Source organism: Paenibacillus sp. 05T425 (genome assembly GCF_056396205.1).
Map to the genome: position 1 here is coordinate 316,399 of NZ_JBFTLA010000002.1, position 16,827 is coordinate 333,225.

The following is a 16,827-nucleotide window of genomic DNA, read 5'->3' on the forward strand; positions in this document are numbered from 1 at the left end:
ATTAACCCGCCGCGATGAGCTTCTGCTGCAAGCTCTCTTCGTCGATCTGAATGTCTAGCCGCCTCAGTGCAAGCAGTACGGCGCCTGCGACAGGGGGGAGAGACGGCTCAGTAACGGAATAGCTCCGATTTCGCCCTAATGTGAGCTTCGCCGCAAGCGTACGGAGGAAGTACGGGCTGTTGGCAACGCTGCCTATGAAGGAGACCGGAATGGTTTCCGACTCGAAGGAGCGGGCGAGCAGCTCGATGCCGACAATCATTTGCTCGATTGCGCGATCGCACACACGAACAGCAAGAGGTACGCCTTCTTCCGCCGCGGAAGTTATGCAGGGAGCGAATTGACCGAATCTGCGATTTCTCTCTCTGGCGTCTTCTTCGAAGCCGCTGCGGGCAAGCGATGCGAGTTCATCCAGCGTAGAGCAATTCCAATGGTTAAGCATGGCGGTTATAAGCTCGCCGTCTGAAGCGTCCGTACGTCCTGCCAGTGCTTCATACACGGCGTCATAAGCGATGAAGCGTGCTGCACTTGCCGCATAATGATGAAAGTTATAATTGCTAATGGCTTGTCCGCTCTCGGTAATCGCCAATATGTTCGAGCCTGTGCCTGCAATTGCGACAATGCCCGGCCGCGCCATAAGAGCCCCGTAGTGAGCAGCTACCGTATCATTGACATGCCACTTAGGGCAATCTAGACCGGGCACGTCGGTCAACTGCTCCACCCATTCCAAATCAGCAGGGGAATCATAGCCCGCAATGCCCGCGGCAACACCGCGAACCTGATGCAGCTCGGCGCCTGCTTCTGCAAGGGCTGAGACAATCGCTTGCCGGACATTCGTTGCTGCAGACAGATCTTTGTGGAACGAGGCCGCGCCATCGACAACAATTGATGCTCTTACATTTCCTGATAGATCAGCCACTGCTACGCGAGTGTAAGTCCCGCCGCCGTCAATGCCAATGACTACTTCCTTCATTGCCGTCATTCCATCAGCTCCATTCTTTCTGTTCATTTCGTTATGACTAGTTTAGCAGATTGCGGAATGATTTGTCCTTCTACCCGATGACATCGCGCAGCCCGTCCCAAAACACTTTAATAGCGAAATAGAGGAACAGCATAGCGGAGACAAAGGACAGCACTCTCACGATCTTTTCCTTGAAAAAAGCGCCGGACAAGCTGCTCGCGAGTGCTACGCCAAGCGACCAAAGGAGTCCAGCTGTAAAAAATCCAGCTATGAATACGAGCAATGCGCTGCGGTCCGACAGATCGAATGTGGCGAGCAGCGTTCCTGCCGCGAATGCGAACCAAGCAATGACGGTAGGCGAGGAGACGGCAAGACCCGCACCAGCAAGCCAGTCACGAAACAGCGGCCGTTCGGCTGCTATAACTGCGTCTATAGGAAGATCGCGCGGCCGCCATGTCTCGCGGAACATTTTGTAAGTAAAGTAGAACAGCACGCCGGATCCGATAATCCAAAACAGCCATTTGATGACTGCAATCTCAAATATGACGCTCACACCGAGCAGTGCTAGTGACAAGTAGAATAAATCCCCGAAGCAGGAGCTGAACCCAATCATGAACGATGGTTTGAAGCCGCGCTCCATCCCCGTCTTAATAATTGCGACATTTACGATACCTAAATCGCAGCAAAGCGATAACGAGAACAAAAAACCTTGAACAAACGGAAGCCATAATTCCACCCTTACATCTATCCTCTCTCTCTCTCTTTATTTTACACGCCTGCATTTCCCGCTGCATAGCATGACAATCTATCAATCTATGATTGGCAATAAGCCTCTTTCATCTACTCTCTTTCCTTTGCCCATTCAATCTCTTTCAGGGTCGCATATGATAAGCAAATAATTGCGAAATGGAGTTGAGAGCGATGCCGCTTGTTCAAACTGGACAGTCGCGGAATGAACGTAACCCCCGGATCGATGTGCTTATTCCCGCGATCGAGAAAGATTTGGAGACACTGCCCTTCGTCATCGATGCTGTTCGCAAGCAGTCGGTTAATGCGATTAGCAATATCTATATCGTTTCTCCGCGCAAGGCGTCGATCATGGAGCTGTGCCGTAAGAAGGGCTGCAAATTCGTCGACGAGAAGACAGTGCTTCCTATTACAAAAAACGATATTCAATACCATTCTGCTAAGTGGGAACGCGCAGGCTGGCTCTATCAGCAGTTACTGAAGCTAAGCGGCGATCGCATTTGCAAGGAAGATTTTTTCCTCGTCATAGATGCAGATACGGTTCTTATTCGTCGCCATAACTTCCGGACCGGCGGGAAAACCGTGCTGTATTGCCGGAATTGGAGCCAAGACGAATATTTCAATTCGTATCGCAGGTTAATGAAGCAGCCGGTAACGGCCAAGCGATCCTTCGTGACGCATTATATGCTGTTCGAACGGACTAAGCTGGCCGAGATGAAGCGATACATGGAGAAGCTGCACGGCAAGAAGTGGTATCAGGCTATTCTAGACAGCGTCGATAAGAAGAGGCAGTTCGGTTTCTCAGAGTACGAGACGTACGGCAATTATTTGTACACCCGCTATCGGGATCGGCTTGTTCTGACAACGAACCGTAATAAGGGGCTTCAGATGAGCGTTCGGCGCATGTCGCAACAAAAATGGACCGAGATGAGCGGCAAATACCGTTCATTATCATTCCACAAGCGCGAAGTTTACAAACGAAAATGAAAGGCGGCCGCATCGTGTCGAAACTTACGGTTGTATGGGAAGGGCCGATAGGCAGGAAGAGCGGAACGGGCATAGCAAGCAGGGAATACGTACATGCGCTTAGAAGGCAGGGAGTTAACGTCAAGGTCGGAGCTGCCAAACATCGCAAAGTTTTGCCAGATGGCACTCACAGACCATTGATCTATCACCATACCGCAGACACGATCCAATTCGGCAAGCTTAGGCCTTATTATAAACCGATTATATTGAACACCGTATGGGAGACGACCAGAATTCCGAAGCGATGGCGTACTAACATCAACAAATTTGACGCGGTGTTTATCCCTTCGCTGCAGAATAAGAGAGCGCTGCGGGCAAGCGGAGTGAAGGTTCCGATCTATGTTGTGCCGCATGGCGTGCATTCGAAGAAGTATCGTCCGGGAACTAAGAAGTTTTCTCTTAGCGAGGCCAAGGGTCGATTCGTATTCGTATCGGTATTCGGCTTCCAACATCGCAAAAACCCCGAGGCTTTGCTCAGAGCTTACTGGGAGCAATTCTCGGCCAAAGATAAAGTGCTGCTCGTTATTAAAACAAGCGGATATAGCAGCAGCGAAACCGAGCAGTGGATCAAGAATAAGATTTCCAGCTATAAGAAGAAGCTTGGCATAGTTAAGCAAACAGCGCCGATTGTGGTTATTGCACGTCATATAAGCGAGCGGCAGGTTGCTGGCATCTATACGCTCGGGGATGCCTTCGTGCTGCCGACTCGCGGGGAAGGCGTCGGACTGCCGTTTCTTGAAGCGTTGGCAAGCGGTACGCCGGTTATCGCCACGGGATGGGGCGGTCATATGGATTTTCTTTCGAAGCGCAATTCCTTCTTGGTCAATTATAAACTCGTTAACCCTTCCTCTAGGATGAACGGCAAACATGCCATTTCGCGCTCGTTCCGCCATTTGTTCGCAGAGAGCGGGCAGCAATGGGCGGAGGCGGACATCGGAAGCTTGAAGCGGCAGATGAAATACGCTTACGATCATCCATGGCTATGCAAGAAGAAGGGACGGCAAGGATTGCGTGATGTACGGAAGATGACTTGGGGAAGCTCGGGTGCGGCGATGAAGCGGGCAGTCAATCAAATAGTAGGCAGAGGATCGGGAATGGAATCGGGAATAAAGCTGCAATAAGGAGGAATGAAAGATGCGAGTGGTGCTTTTATCGGGAGGTTCAGGAAAGCGGCTATGGCCGATGTCCAACGATGTACGGTCCAAAATCTATTTACGGCTTCTGCCTGACGGAGCCGGCGGCATGGAGTCCATGATCCAGCGTATAAGCAAGCAGTTGGAAGCGGCGGGACTGCTGCAATCGGCTTATATTATGACCCATAAGAGCCAAGCGGAAATAACAAAAAACCATATCGGCAACCGTATTCCGCTGCTGACCGAATCCTATAAGCGCGGTACGTTCACGGCAATCGCGCTGGCCGCCAGCTACTTTCATTCCGAATTAGGCGTACCGCTGGACGAGACGATCTGTGTCATTCCTGCCGACGCCTATGTAGAAGCGGACTTCTTCGCCACCTTGCGCCAGATGCCGGCCGCTCTAGCTGCGTCGGGCGCCGATCTGGCGCTGATCGGCACGCCGCCAACCTATCCAAGCCAGCAATATGGCTACATTGTACCGAAGAAGGGGGGCGACGAGAGCGGATATATTCCAATTGAGCAGTTCGTCGAGAAGCCGGATGAGCGGCTGGCGAAGCGGCTAATCCGCAAGCGGGCGATGTGGAATTGCGGTGTATTCGCGTTCTCGCTGCAGTTCATGCTGGACGCCTTGCGAGAGAGGAACTTTCCTACGCAATATAAGGATTGGAATGCCCTCTATGAAGGACTGCCGGAAATCAGCTTCGACCATGAAATTGTCGAGAAGACTGCTCGCGCGATCGTATTGCCTTATGCCGGAATTTGGGACGACCTAGGGAATTGGAATACGCTAACCGGCCATATGGGAAGCGCCATAGTCGGACTCGGCGATATAACGGACAGCAGCGAGCACACCCATTTGATCAACGAGCTATCGAGTCCAATCCATATTATCGACGTACCGAATATTATAGTAGCCGCCAGCGCAGACGGTATTCTAGTCGCCCGCAAAGACAAGTCGAGCCTGATCAAGGAGAAGCTCGGAACGGCTCTTCCCTGTCCGATGTATGAAGAGAAGACGTGGGGGAAAATGAGCGTTCTGCATCATGCGAGAGGCGAGCGGGGAGAAGTCGTCACGAGGAAGCTGGAGATCGAAGCAGATCGGCATACCGCGTATATGATGCATATAAAGCGGACGAAGGTATGGACCGTGGCGTCGGGTGAAGGCTCGTTCCTGTGCAACGGCGAGCTGCGCCGAATCGAAGCGGGGGATGTGCTTCATATAGCAAGCGGCACCAGATATGGGGCGAAGGCTTTAAGGACGCTTGTCATTATAGAGAACGACATCGGAGGAAGCTTGCTTAAAGAAGATGAAGTAAGCTTAGCTGAGACCTGGGAAAGCGCGCTGAGCTATGAGGGCTTGGGGCGGTCAGAGGCATAATTTGGACTTATGGCTGTCATTTATTATATGATTGATAATAGACTCGCTGCCTGGCGTCAGCCCGGCAGATTTCTCTATAAGAGGTGAGCTGTTATCTTTATCTTTATTATCGAAATAATCGTTGTTATAACCGTATTCACATACCTGCTGCTTAACTTCTATCCGGCCTTCGGCGGCAAGCTGACGAAGGAACGGAAGGAAGCGTTAAGCGCATCCAATCAGTATGAGAACGGCAAATTCATTAATGCAATTGCTACTTCTATGAATATGAGTTTCAAAGAGCAGGTGAAGGTAGCCTTTCAATTTATGAGGGGTAATCCGAAGAGCCGTCCAAGCAAGCCTGTTAAGGTAGAGACGTTGAACGCCGCTCGGCTGCAGAAGGCGAAGCGCCCGGCGATTACTTGGCTTGGCCATTCCGCGCTTCTGCTGGAGATGGATGGAAAGACCGTTCTAATCGATCCGATGCTCGGCAATGCGCCTTCGCCTTTTCCGATAATCGGAGGGAAACGCTTCAGCAAGCAGCTACCGATCGATATTGAGCAGCTTCCGACCATTGATGCGGTGCTTATTTCCCATGACCACTACGATCATCTTGATTATGGCTCTATCATGAAGCTGAAAGACAAGGTTAAAAAGTTTTTCGTGCCGCTGGGCGTTGGTCCGCATCTGCTGCGCTGGGGCGTTGACAGCCAGAAGATTGCAGAGGGTGATTGGTGGGATGAGTTCGATTACGAAGGAATGACGCTGGCCTGCACGCCAGCCAGACATTTCTCGGGCAGAAGCTTGACGGACCGCAACGCTACGCTGTGGTGCTCTTGGGTGATTCAAGGCCATGACATGAGCGTGTTCTTCAGCGGCGACAGCGGCTACGGGCCGCACTTTAGCGAGATCGGGGGCAAGTACGGCCCGTTCGATCTGACTTTAATGGAGTGCGGACAGTATGACGATCGCTGGGAGGCCATACATATGATGCCGGAGCAGACGGTACGGGCGCATCTTGACGTCCGTGGCAAAACGATGATTCCGATTCACTGGGGGGCTTTCACGCTCGCGCTTCATAGCTGGACCGACCCCGTCGAGCGGGCGGTGAAGGAAGCGGCGCGCCTCGGTGCGTCGATTGCAACGCCGAGGATTGGAGAGACGGTCTATCTGGATGCGGAGGATTATCCAGTGTCGGCATGGTGGACAAGGGATGGGTAGTCGAATTCCGTCTTCACTAAATATCAACTAACGCTTCCATGATCTAAAATGGTATAATAGTAAAATATTCGGAAGTTGAATGAATCGGCAAAAGACTGTTTTGGCACAATAATGACGGCATGTCTTGTCATGGACAAGCTTTCGTGCTCGCGCCAGCTTGTTAAGTGAGGCTAATGACCCGTATTTGCGGCATCGAGCCCAAAAAAAGTTGAAACCTTTCCTGAAGATACAACGTTATAGTACGACATATCCAAGCGTAAACTGCTGTCGCCGTCTTTGGCGGCATAGGCTTTCGTTTCGCGGTGAAATATAGGCAGAAGAATAAGAGTGAAACTTATACTTTCCTATATTTTGAAAATTTGCGAAAGTTGCCGAGCGACTCTGCAAGGAAAGGAGGTGAACATATAAAATGGCTTCGATTAATCTAGTAAAGGGTCAAAAGATTGATCTGACGAAAGGCAATACCGGACTTACGAAGGTTATCGTCGGTCTTGGCTGGGACCCTGTCCAAACGAAAGGTTTCTTCGGAATGAAGAAAGCTCCGAACATCGACTGCGATGCGTCCGCCCTTCTTCTGAACGATTTTGATAAATTGGCGAAAGACAATCAACTTGTATGTTTTCACAATAAGACGAGTCCGTGCGGCTCTGTCATTCACTCCGGCGATAACTTGACGGGTGATGGCGACGGAGACGACGAACAAATTTATGTAGATCTAGCGAAGGTGCCTTCGGATGTTCATAAGGTGCTTGTCGTCGTTAATATCTACGATTGCGAGAACCGCAAGCAGGATTTCGGAATGATTCAGTCCGCGTATATTCGGATCATGGACGGAAATAGCAGCAATGAGTTGATTAAGTTCAACTTGAGCGACAATTATTCCGGTCTGACCGCGCTTGTATGCGGTGAATTGTACCGTCACGGCTCCGAGTGGAAATTTGCCGCGATTGGTGAAGGAACGCATGCTCCCCATATCAATCTGCTCGCAAACCGCTATAAATAATAATATCTATTTAAACTAATGAGAAGAGGCGAATGAACCATGGCTATTAACTTGTCCAAAGGTCAGAAGGTAGACCTGACGAAATCGAATCCAGGTCTGAGCAAAATCACAGTAGGTTTAGGTTGGGACACGAATAAATACGACGGCGGCAAAGACTTCGACCTTGACGTATCGGTTTTCTTGACGAACGCTGCTGGCAAAGTTGAATCCGAGAAAAACTTCATCTACTTCAACAACAAGCAGAACGAGAACGGTTCCGTCGTACACACGGGCGACAACCGTACGGGCGAAGGCGATGGAGACGACGAGCAAATCCAAATCGATCTAAATTCCGTTCCAGCTAACGTAGAGAAAATCGCATTCACGATTACAATCTACGAAGCTAATGAGCGCAACCAAAACTTCGGTCAAGTATCCCGCGCTTATGCGCGTATTCTTAACGAAGCTTCGAGCCAAGAGCTGATCCGCTTCGACCTAGGCGAAGACTTCTCCGTTGAGACTGGCGTAGTTGTAGGCGAGCTTTACCGCCACAGCGGCGAATGGAAGTTCAACGCAATCGGCAGCGGCTACAGAGACGGTCTTGCGGGTCTGACTCGCGACTACGGCTTAGCATAAGCAACAACCACACACAAGCTCAAGGCTTTCCATCCGGAAGGTCTTGAGTTTGCCTAATCTTATAGGGGTTTCTAGAAGACCCGTCTGGCCGGACATTCATGAAGAAAGAAGGAGATTCGTATGACAATCAGTCTTTCCAAAGGACAGAGAATCGATCTAACCAAAACAAATCCGGGGCTCACGAAAGTTGTAGTTGGACTTGGCTGGGACACGAACAAATACAACGGCGGCAACGATTTCGACTTGGACGCATCGGCTTTCCTTCTCTATGAGGATGGCAAGGCGAAGGGCGCTGACGATTTCGTATTCTATAATAATAAGAGCGGCGGAGCAGGCTCGGTTCTCCACACGGGAGATAACCGTACAGGTGAAGGCGATGGAGACGATGAACAAGTCCAGGTCGACTTTAGCAAGATCCCTGCATCGATTCATCGAATCGGCATCACCGTAACGATTTATGACTATGAATCACGCGGGCAGAACTTCGGTCAAGTATCGAATGCCTTTGTTCGTGTCGTAGATGCCGCAACGGATCGCGAAATTATGCGTTATGATCTGGGAGAGGATTTCTCGACCGAGACAGCAGTCGTATTTTGCGAATTTTACCGTCACGGAACGGATTGGAAATTCCAAGCAATCGGCAGCGGCTTCCAAGGCGGCTTGAGCGCGCTTTGCAAGAACTACGGATTGGATGCGTCATAGGAAAAGGTGGCTTGGTGATGAAGCGATAAGCTGAATCACCTTTCTTCAATAAGAAGTGAAGTACCGATTATGCCTGACACAGCAAAGTGCCAAAGGGTGGAGAGAAGGATGACCGTACAAATTATTAAAGGCCAGAAGGCCGATCTGACGAAGACGAATCCAGGTTTAACCGAGGTAGTTGTCAGCCTAGGCTGGCGCGCGCCAAGCTCGATGGAGCTTGATACTTCGGCATTTCTGCTCCGGGGAAACGGCAAGGTATCCGGAGACGACGATCTTATTTTTTATAATAATCCAACGACTAGCTTTATATCGTATCAAGATGGACAAGCTGGCGGGGACAACAAGCAGTTCGTTATTAAGCTGCAGCAGGTTCCGACTGCCATAGAGAAGGTCGCATTCTCCTTGACGATCTATGACAGTGATAACCGCAAACAAAATTTTGGACAAGTGGGGAACGCCTTCATCCGGTTCGTCAATAAGCAGACCGGCGCTGAAGTTCTTCGTTATGACCTTGGAAACGACTTCTCCGTTGAAACAGCTATTGTTGTTGGAGAATTATATAGATACAATGGTGAATGGAAATTTAATGCGATCGGTGCAGGATTTGCCGGTGGACTTGGAGCGTTGTGCGGCAACTTCGGCATTGAAGTGAACGATGAGCCGGCAGTGCCGCCGCCGTCGCCCGTACCGCCGTCGCCAGCCCCGAGGCCGGCGCCGCCTGCTCAGCCACCAGCGCCTAAGCAAGAATCGCCGCCCGTACCGCTTAATCTCAACTTGAGCAAAATCGAGTTGAAGAAAAAAGGCGATACGATTAACTTGAAGAAAACGGCAGGCGGTTTGGGTGAAATTCTGATCAACCTGAACTGGAATCAGCAGACGAAGAGCGGCGGGTTCTTCGGACGCGGCAGTAAAGGCGTTGATCTCGATCTTGCCTGCTTATACGAGCTGAATAACGGTGAGAAGGGCGTCATTCAAGCGCTCGGAGAAAGGTTCGGACAGCTGAACCGTTCGCCGTTCATTGCGCTTGACGGCGACGATCGGACAGGCTCAGTCAAGACGGGCGAGAACTTGCGTATTAACGGTGCGCGAATTGCCGATATTAAGCGGATTCTCGTGTTTACTTTCATCTACGAGGGTGTGACAAGCTGGTCGCAAGCCGATGGCGTCGTAACCGTGAAGCAAGAAGGCGGTCCGGAAATCGTAGTCCATATGAACGAGCATGATAATAGCAAAGGAATGTGTGCGATTGCTATGATTCGTAATGTGAACAATGAGACGTTCAGTATCGAACGACTCGTTCAGTTCTATAATGGACATCGAGAGATTGACCAGGCTTATGGCTGGGGACTGCGTTGGGTCGCAGGCAGCAAGTAGCTTTTTGCAGTAGTCATCGCACTATGAGGAGATGGACAGGGTGGTAGATTTTTTTAACAGTGTCGTAGAAAACTACGGTCATTTTTTCTCGTGGCAAGAGGTTGTCAATACGTTGACAAGTCCGCAAAGCTGGACCATTATCGCCACATTAGTTCTGCTTGAAGGTTTATTGTCGGCAGATAACGCGCTCGTGCTTGCGGTTATGGTCAAGCACTTGCCGAAGGAACAGCAGAAGCGCGCGCTCTTCTACGGTATTATTGGCGCCTATGTCTTCCGATTCATCGCGATCGGTTTAGGTACGGTTCTTGTTCAGATTACCTGGATAAAAGTGTTAGGCGCGCTGTACCTGCTTTATATCGCTTATTCAGGTATATTTAAGAAGAAAGAAGAGGAAAGCGAGACGAAGAATAAAGGCTTCGGATTCTGGCGCACGGTACTTATGGTCGAGTTAATGGACATTGCGTTCAGTATCGACAGCGTAATCGCCGCTTTCGGCGTCAGCGAAGAAGTATGGGTATTGTTCGTCGGCGGACTTCTCGGCGTTCTGATGATGCGCGGCGTCGCGCAAGTATTCTTGAAGCTGATCGACAAGTTCCCTGAGCTTGAGATAACGGCGTTCATCATGATTGCGCTTATTTCAGCGAAGATGCTAGCAGCTGCCTTGTTCCATTACGAGCTGAACCATTTCATTTTCTTCGGGCTTCTAATCGTCGTATTTGGCGGTACAATCCTGTTAAGTTCGATGAAGAGGAAGCGGGAAGAGAAGCAAGGCGCTTAATGACCTAATGAAACGACAATGATTAATCAATTCCCGCCACAAAAAAGAAAGTTATAGTCTGTTGCGAACGGCTCCGTCCTTTGGTAGTAACGCACATACCGCAGGTTGCATGGAAATGCACCCGCGGCGTGTACTTAGGCGGAGTCGTTTCTGTATCATGAACCATGGTATCCATCGACAGCATTAACGATTGCCGAGTAACCATGCATTCGAAATAAGGAGGAGACGGCTCTGAGATATTTTAACTATTTAACACGCGAAGAAGAGACTGCATTGTTCGTCAGTCCGCCCATACCTTTCAACCAATCCTCCGACAAAGACCTGCTCGCATACGCAGTAGGCGCGGCTTTATATATGCCGGCTACTCGGCAAACGATTGCAGAAGACCTGCTTAACGCCAAGCATGAAGGACTTGCTTCCATTGTCATTGATCTGGAGGATGCGGTCGGTGACCAGCAAGTCGAGCTTGCTGAAGAGATGCTGATGCAGCAGCTTTTTCTCATTGCCTCCTATGTGAAGATCGGCGTGCTGCCCGATTCGCAGCTTCCGCTTATTTTCGTAAGAATTCGATCCGTGGATCAGCTCAAGAGATTGATAGGGACATTCGAGCAGTTAATTACGCATATAACCGGCTTCGTGCTGCCCAAGTTTACGCCGGAGAACGGCGAAGCTTATTTCTATGAAATTGCTTCGTACAACAAGACCAGGGGAGAATCGAGTCCTATGCTGTACGGGATGCCGATCTTGGAGACGGCATCGGTTATTTACCGCGAAAGCAGGGTGGAAACGCTGCTGGGCATTAAACGCATACTGGATAAGTATCAGACATACGTACTCAATGTAAGGATCGGGGCTACTGATTTCTCGAGCTTATTCGGGCTTCGCCGAAGTCCGGATATGACGATCTACGAGATTGCGCCGATTCGCGATACAATCGCTGATATTATTAATATTTTTGGTAGAGTCGATTCCGGGTACGTCATTTCCGGTCCGGTGTGGGAATATTTCTCCAACCGGGAGCGCGTGCTCAAACCTCAGCTTCGCATAACACCGTTCGAGGAGGCGCTCGGCCATGTTGGCCGCGATCTTCGTTCGCTTTATATATCCAACTCTATGGACGGACTCATTCGGGAAGTCATCATGGATAAGGAAAACGGCATTACAGGCAAGACGATTATTCACCCGACGCATATTAAGCCGGTTCAAGCGCTGTATGCCGTCACGCATGAGGAATATATCGACGCGACAAGCATTATTTCGAACAATAACGGCTATCTTGGCGTCATGAAGAGCCAATACGCCAACAAGATGAATGAAATTAAGCCGCATCTGAACTGGGCAAGGCGCATACTGGCGAGATCACAAATTTACGGGGTGTTACATGAGCAGCAGCATTTTATCGGATTATTGCCCGGACATGAGCAAGTATACAGTTAATATATTGGATCGCATCGACGTTCAGATCGAAGTGACGCATAACCCGTTCGAGCTTCCGGTCGATCTGTTCTTTGCTATGGCGGCGAGAATCAACAAGAAGCGTTCCTTTCTATTCGTCAGCAAAATGCTCGGCAAGCATATTCCGGTCAATCCGTATACGTCGCTTCTAAGCGGCGCAGCGCTTGCGCTGCTGCTTCTGACGGAGCAGGACGATGATACAGCGCTTCGCGTCAAACCGCTGCTGCAACGGGCGCTTGAAGGTCTGCGTGACGAGAGCCGGGCGCAGGCTGCCTACGAAGCGCTGGTGGCGGCTAAGCTGTCGCCATCGGCGCCGCTTGCCTTTATCGGCTTCGCTGAGACGGCTACCGCGCTTGGTCATGCGATGTACAATGTGCTTGCGGAGCGAGCGACTTATATTCATACGACGCGCGAGGATATTCCGGAGCTCGTCTCCGTTATTAACTTCGAGGAAGAGCACTCCCACGCGGTTGCCCATCGTTGTTACGCATTGAAGCCGGAAGCGCTGTCCGGCACGGAGCCGATTGTGCTGGTCGATGACGAGATTACGACGGGCAAGACGGCGCTTAATATTATTCGCGATATTCAGTCGAAGTTTCCGCGCAAGCGGTATATCATCGCTTCGTTGCTCGATTGGCGATCAGAAAGCGATGAGCGCGCCTGCGAGGAGCTGCAAGCTGAGCTTGGCATTGCGATTGAATCGGTATGCTTGCTGAAGGGGCGAATTACGGCAGTAGGCAGCCCGCCTGACGAGATAGCTGTGCCTCGCGATCTGTCGGGCTTCCCGGAAGCAGAGCTTTCTATTGTTCACTTAGGCGATAGCTTAGAGCAGGTAAAGCTTGCGGTAGGCTCCGTAGATTCGAGCGGCCATCCTAACGGGTCGCCGTACACGATCGCAACGGGCCGATTCGGTATCGAGGCGGCGCAGCGTTCGGCGATTGACGGAGAGATTAGCCGTGTTGCGGAGGAGCTGCGGCAGCAGCGCAGCAGTGAGCGGACGCTCATTATGGGCACGAGTGAATTCATGTATGTGCCGATGCGCATCGCGGCAGAGATGGGAACGGGCGTCCGCTACCAATCGACGACGCGCAGCCCGATTCATACATCGGACGAGCCGGGGTATGCGGTGACGAGCGGACAGCCGTATCCGTCGCCCGAGGACCTTGATGTGAGGCACTTCATCTACAATGTGGCGCCGGGGCAGTATGACGACATATTCGTCTTGTTCGAGCGGGATATGCCGCAGGAGCGCGTTGCGCCAATGCTTCAGATATTGCGGAGGCTGGCAGGCAGTAAAGTGCATGCGGTGTTCCTGACCGCGAATACGCACGGCTGGGAGAGTTTCGACCAATGAAGACGGAGAACAACGAAGCTGATGTACGATTGTCAGAGAAGATGATTGCACCTCCATCGCCTATTGGCAGCTATGATCCTTCTGACGTGACGTTTCTTCTGAAGGATATAAGCTTGGTTCAGCTTGAACGGACGACCGAGGAACGGGAAGCGGCAATTCAATCCGGTGTACATTATTCCGAGATGCTGCCTACGGAATATGAGCCTTCTGCGGCGTATATCGAGCTATTCCACCGGACGCTGGATCAATCCGCTCGGGATGTCGCCCTTGCGGCGGCCATTGTCGCAGAGCGGATTGCGGCGAAGCGAGGCAGGGACGTAGTGCTTGTCTCGCTCGCGAGAGGCGGAACGCCTGCGGGTATTCTGATTAAGCGGTATTTGGCTTATCGCTACGGCTGGAACGTAAAGCATTACAGCATCTCTATTATTCGCGGCAAAGGTATTGACGAGAACGCTATTCTTTATATTTTGCAGCAGCATGGGTCTCATACAGAGCTTCAGTTCGTGGACGGCTGGACGGGCAAGGGCGCGATTCGCGGCGTATTGGCCGAAGCGGCCGAACAATTCGAATCCAAATATGGCTATCGCATGAATGATGACCTAGCAGTGCTTGCCGATCCCGGCCATTGCTGTACGCTGTTCGGCACGCGCGACGATTATTTGATCCCGAGCGCTTGCCTCAATGCGACGGTCTCTGGCTTAATCAGCCGTACCGTACAACGCGACGATCTGATCGGTCCTGGCGACTTCCATGGCGCGAAGTATTATGAGGAATGGAAAGAAGCGGATTTGTCGCATACGTTCGTGGATACCGTATCGGCCAGCTTCCCGGATATTGCAGACGAGGCGGCTGCGCAAGCGGAAAAAATGGAGCGACATCCCGCCGCGGCGACGTGGCAAGGGCTTGCCGACATTCGTATGCTGCAGCAGCAATACGGCATCGACAACGTTAATCTGGTGAAGCCGGGCGTAGGCGAGACAACAAGGGTACTGCTGCGGCGCATGCCGTGGAAGATAATCGTGAACCGATTGGACAACCCGGGCTTGAAGCATATATTGCTGCTGGCCGAGGATCGGGGCGTGGCGGTGGAGGTTCTCCCCGAGCTGACATATTCTTGCTGCGGTATTATTAAACCGCTGAAAGGCGATACGGAATGATCTATGCAAGCGACCTGGACCAAACATTAATTTATTCGGCAAGATCGATCGGCGTGCCGACTGATTCGTATGGCATCGTGCCTGCGGAGAGGTATCAGGACAAGACGATTGCCCATATTTCGCAGGAAGTACTACGGCTGCTCGCCTATTTACCGCGTGACGTGCAGTTCGTTCCGGTAACGACAAGAACGGAAGCGCAATATCGACGCATTCATATTTTCCAAGACGTGATCGTTCCGCAATACGCGGTGACGAGCAATGGCGGCAATATTATGAAAAATGGCGTACCTGATCGTGAATGGCGCTCGCATATCGAGCGGAAGCTGGCTGCCGGCGCGGCGTCTTCCTTGGAAGTGAGAACACATTTTGCAGAGCTTCTAAGCAGCGATTGGGTACTGCGCGAGGACTTATGCGACGAGCTGTTCTACTCGATTCTGATCGATCGTGATCGGGTGGATCTGGAAGCCGTTATGGAGAAGGCAGAGACGGTGAAGCCGCTGGGTTGGGAAGTATCCATTCAAGGGCGCAAAATCTACCTCGTGCCTTCCGTCATTAACAAATGGGATGCAATCGCCCATATCAAGAAACGCCTCGGGGAGCATGAGGTGATTGCCTCCGGCGATTCGCTGCTTGACCGCTGCCTGCTGGATCAGGCGGATTACGCGATCGCGCCCGCCCACGGCGAGCTATTCCGCGAGAAGCAGCGTGATCCAGCGTCGGTGACGATAAGATTCACAGAGCGCTCCGGTATCTTCGCGGCTAATGAGATCGTAAATTATGTCCATCATATCTCACAACAATTGAAAGCGGTGAACAACCCGGCATGAAGAAGAAGGTTAATCTGTATTTCAATCGATGGTTCTCGGTTTCCTATTTATATATGAATCATTTGCGCAGTAATCCGGACGGCGTGGAGTTCAACATTTTCGGAACGCATCCCGATCCGATGCATATGTCGCTGCAGGGCTGCGATTATGCTGAGGTTGAGCCGGTGCTGGAAGGTGTGGAATATGTTCAATACCTGGTCGATTTTTGCCGCAAGCATGAGATTGATGTATTTATTCCGCGCCTTAAGATGCTAGACATCGCTAAGCATGTGCATCTATTCGATGCAATCGGCACGAAGGTGCTCGTCTGCCGCGATACGGTGCTGCTGGAATCGCTTGTCGAGAAGGATCAATTCTATAAGTCGCTCGCTGGCAAAGGCATTATGGAAATTCCCGCTTACGAGATCGTGAACAATGCCGACGATTTCAAGGCTGCTTACGAGCGCCTTGTTGCCGCCGGACATCGCGTATGCTTCAAGCCGAACAATTCGGAGGGCGGCCTTGGCTTCCGAATTATCGATAATGAGCGTGATCGGCTGCAGGAGCTGTTCGGTTATGTCACGCAGCTTACGTCTTTCGAAGACGCATATCGCACGCTGTCGAGCGTAGAAACCTTCGAAGATCTGATGGTGATGGAGCTGTTGCCGGGCCATGAATACAGCATTGACTGTCTCGCAGACGGTAACGGTCGCTTATTGGCGGCGGTGCCAAGGCGGAAGGAGAGCGGTCGCCTGCGCGTATTGGACAACAATGCGGAGCTGATCGAAATCGCTCACCGTGTTGCAGATACGTTCCATATTCCATTCAACTTCAACATACAAATGAAATATAACGGAGATACGCCGAAGCTGCTGGAGATTAATCCGAGAATGTCCGGCGGCCTTCATGTCACTTGTCTGTCGGGCGTCAACTTCCCATATCTTGCGGTGAAGTCGGCTCTAGGCGGAGAGGTTGGACCGATTACCCCGGAATTCGGCATCTGGGCAAGCCATATTGAGCAGCCGATGCGCATGCACGATTGGTCCAAATAAGATGATTTGCCAGCTGAATCCGACCTCTGAAGCGCGTGCGTGAGTTGACATGACCCTTATGTTATTTCTACAATATAAGGAATTAT

The 16,827-nt window shown here is 51.2% G+C and carries 16 protein-coding genes; 14 read left to right on the forward strand and 2 right to left on the reverse strand.

The genetic code is table 11. From position 1 onward, the window contains the following. Position 1: 1 nt before the first annotated feature. Positions 2 to 979: an N-acetylglucosamine kinase gene (locus AC1DF0_RS05225; protein ID WP_477573274.1), complete on the reverse strand. Its 978-nt coding sequence runs from the start codon at positions 977 to 979 to the stop codon at positions 2 to 4. A 70-nt stretch (positions 980 to 1,049) separates the two neighbouring features. Continuing rightward, a complete protein-coding gene (locus AC1DF0_RS05230; RefSeq protein ID WP_477573275.1) occupies positions 1,050 to 1,694 on the reverse strand; it encodes a LysE family translocator in 645 nt (214 codons plus the stop codon). A gap of 185 nt (positions 1,695 to 1,879) precedes the next feature. Here AC1DF0_RS05230 and AC1DF0_RS05235 point away from each other — a divergent pair, with 185 nt between their 5' ends. From AC1DF0_RS05235 to AC1DF0_RS05300, 14 genes are all read left to right on the forward strand, one after another. Then, positions 1,880 to 2,692, forward strand: coding sequence for a DUF6492 family protein (locus AC1DF0_RS05235; RefSeq protein WP_477573276.1), 813 nt, complete (start codon positions 1,880 to 1,882; stop codon positions 2,690 to 2,692). A gap of 14 nt (positions 2,693 to 2,706) precedes the next feature. Continuing rightward, the gene (locus AC1DF0_RS05240) at positions 2,707 to 3,852 is read left to right on the forward strand and encodes a glycosyltransferase family 4 protein (protein WP_477573277.1); all 1,146 of its coding nucleotides are present in this window, start codon (positions 2,707 to 2,709) and stop codon (positions 3,850 to 3,852) included. Between the two features lie 13 nt (positions 3,853 to 3,865). After that, positions 3,866 to 5,245, forward strand: a complete 1,380-nt coding sequence (locus tag AC1DF0_RS05245) for a sugar phosphate nucleotidyltransferase (protein ID WP_477573278.1) — start codon at positions 3,866 to 3,868, stop codon at positions 5,243 to 5,245. A 261-nt stretch (positions 5,246 to 5,506) separates the two neighbouring features. Beyond that, positions 5,507 to 6,445: an MBL fold metallo-hydrolase gene (locus AC1DF0_RS05250; protein ID WP_477573279.1), complete on the forward strand. Its 939-nt coding sequence runs from the start codon at positions 5,507 to 5,509 to the stop codon at positions 6,443 to 6,445. Positions 6,446 to 6,854: 409 nt separating this feature from the next. Further along, entirely contained in the window at positions 6,855 to 7,448 is a 594-nt protein-coding gene (locus tag AC1DF0_RS05255) for a TerD family protein (RefSeq protein WP_337100724.1), read from the forward strand. A 39-nt stretch (positions 7,449 to 7,487) separates the two neighbouring features. After that, positions 7,488 to 8,063 carry a TerD family protein gene (locus AC1DF0_RS05260; RefSeq protein ID WP_337100725.1) on the forward strand — a complete coding sequence of 192 codons (576 nt, stop codon included), beginning with the start codon at positions 7,488 to 7,490 and terminating at the stop codon, positions 8,061 to 8,063. A gap of 120 nt (positions 8,064 to 8,183) precedes the next feature. Beyond that, positions 8,184 to 8,765 carry a TerD family protein gene (locus AC1DF0_RS05265; RefSeq protein WP_442049344.1) on the forward strand — a complete coding sequence of 194 codons (582 nt, stop codon included), beginning with the start codon at positions 8,184 to 8,186 and terminating at the stop codon, positions 8,763 to 8,765. 108 nt (positions 8,766 to 8,873) lie between these two features. Next, a complete protein-coding gene (locus tag AC1DF0_RS05270) occupies positions 8,874 to 10,139 on the forward strand; it encodes a TerD family protein (RefSeq protein WP_477573280.1) in 1,266 nt (421 codons plus the stop codon). Between the two features lie 31 nt (positions 10,140 to 10,170). Beyond that, complete coding sequence (locus tag AC1DF0_RS05275) at positions 10,171 to 10,917, forward strand: TerC family protein (protein WP_442049346.1); 747 nt, start codon at positions 10,171 to 10,173, stop codon at positions 10,915 to 10,917. 291 nt (positions 10,918 to 11,208) lie between these two features. After that, positions 11,209 to 12,354 (forward strand): HpcH/HpaI aldolase/citrate lyase family protein, encoded by a 1,146-nt coding sequence (locus AC1DF0_RS05280; protein WP_477573469.1) that lies wholly within the window; start codon positions 11,209 to 11,211, stop codon positions 12,352 to 12,354. Next, the gene (locus AC1DF0_RS05285) at positions 12,299 to 13,726 is read left to right on the forward strand and encodes a phosphoribosyltransferase family protein (RefSeq protein WP_477573281.1); all 1,428 of its coding nucleotides are present in this window, start codon (positions 12,299 to 12,301) and stop codon (positions 13,724 to 13,726) included. Before AC1DF0_RS05280 ends, AC1DF0_RS05285 begins: the two co-directional genes overlap by 56 nt. Beyond that, positions 13,723 to 14,883, forward strand: a complete 1,161-nt coding sequence (locus AC1DF0_RS05290) for a cysteine protease StiP family protein (protein ID WP_477573282.1) — start codon at positions 13,723 to 13,725, stop codon at positions 14,881 to 14,883. Before AC1DF0_RS05285 ends, AC1DF0_RS05290 begins: the two co-directional genes overlap by 4 nt. Beyond that, on the forward strand, positions 14,880 to 15,710 hold the full coding sequence (locus AC1DF0_RS05295) for an HAD family hydrolase (protein WP_477573283.1): 831 nt from the start codon (positions 14,880 to 14,882) through the stop codon (positions 15,708 to 15,710). The genes AC1DF0_RS05290 and AC1DF0_RS05295 overlap by 4 nt, the downstream gene beginning before the upstream one ends. Continuing rightward, positions 15,707 to 16,741, forward strand: coding sequence for an ATP-grasp domain-containing protein (locus AC1DF0_RS05300; RefSeq protein ID WP_442049350.1), 1,035 nt, complete (start codon positions 15,707 to 15,709; stop codon positions 16,739 to 16,741). The genes AC1DF0_RS05295 and AC1DF0_RS05300 overlap by 4 nt, the downstream gene beginning before the upstream one ends. The last annotated feature ends 86 nt before the right edge of the window (positions 16,742 to 16,827 follow it).

Bases quoted from the DNA above. Each gene is read 5' to 3' on its own strand.
- AC1DF0_RS05290 (WP_477573282.1), top strand. From the start codon at position 13,723: ATGAAGACGGAGAACAACGAAGCTGATGTACGATTGTCAGAGAAGATG.
- AC1DF0_RS05250 (WP_477573279.1), top strand. From the start codon at position 5,507: ATGAATATGAGTTTCAAAGAGCAGGTGAAGGTAGCCTTTCAATTTATG.
- AC1DF0_RS05265 (WP_442049344.1), top strand. From the start codon at position 8,184: ATGACAATCAGTCTTTCCAAAGGACAGAGAATCGATCTAACCAAAACA.
- AC1DF0_RS05260 (WP_337100725.1), top strand. From the start codon at position 7,488: ATGGCTATTAACTTGTCCAAAGGTCAGAAGGTAGACCTGACGAAATCG.
- AC1DF0_RS05235 (WP_477573276.1), top strand. From the start codon at position 1,880: ATGCCGCTTGTTCAAACTGGACAGTCGCGGAATGAACGTAACCCCCGG.
- AC1DF0_RS05285 (WP_477573281.1), top strand. From the start codon at position 12,299: ATGAGCAGCAGCATTTTATCGGATTATTGCCCGGACATGAGCAAGTAT.
- AC1DF0_RS05255 (WP_337100724.1), top strand. From the start codon at position 6,855: ATGGCTTCGATTAATCTAGTAAAGGGTCAAAAGATTGATCTGACGAAA.
- AC1DF0_RS05300 (WP_442049350.1), top strand. From the start codon at position 15,707: ATGAAGAAGAAGGTTAATCTGTATTTCAATCGATGGTTCTCGGTTTCC.
- AC1DF0_RS05295 (WP_477573283.1), top strand. From the start codon at position 14,880: ATGATCTATGCAAGCGACCTGGACCAAACATTAATTTATTCGGCAAGA.
- AC1DF0_RS05245 (WP_477573278.1), top strand. From the start codon at position 3,866: ATGCGAGTGGTGCTTTTATCGGGAGGTTCAGGAAAGCGGCTATGGCCG.
- AC1DF0_RS05225 (WP_477573274.1), bottom strand. From the start codon at position 979: ATGACGGCAATGAAGGAAGTAGTCATTGGCATTGACGGCGGCGGGACT.
- AC1DF0_RS05275 (WP_442049346.1), top strand. From the start codon at position 10,171: ATGGACAGGGTGGTAGATTTTTTTAACAGTGTCGTAGAAAACTACGGT.
- AC1DF0_RS05270 (WP_477573280.1), top strand. From the start codon at position 8,874: ATGACCGTACAAATTATTAAAGGCCAGAAGGCCGATCTGACGAAGACG.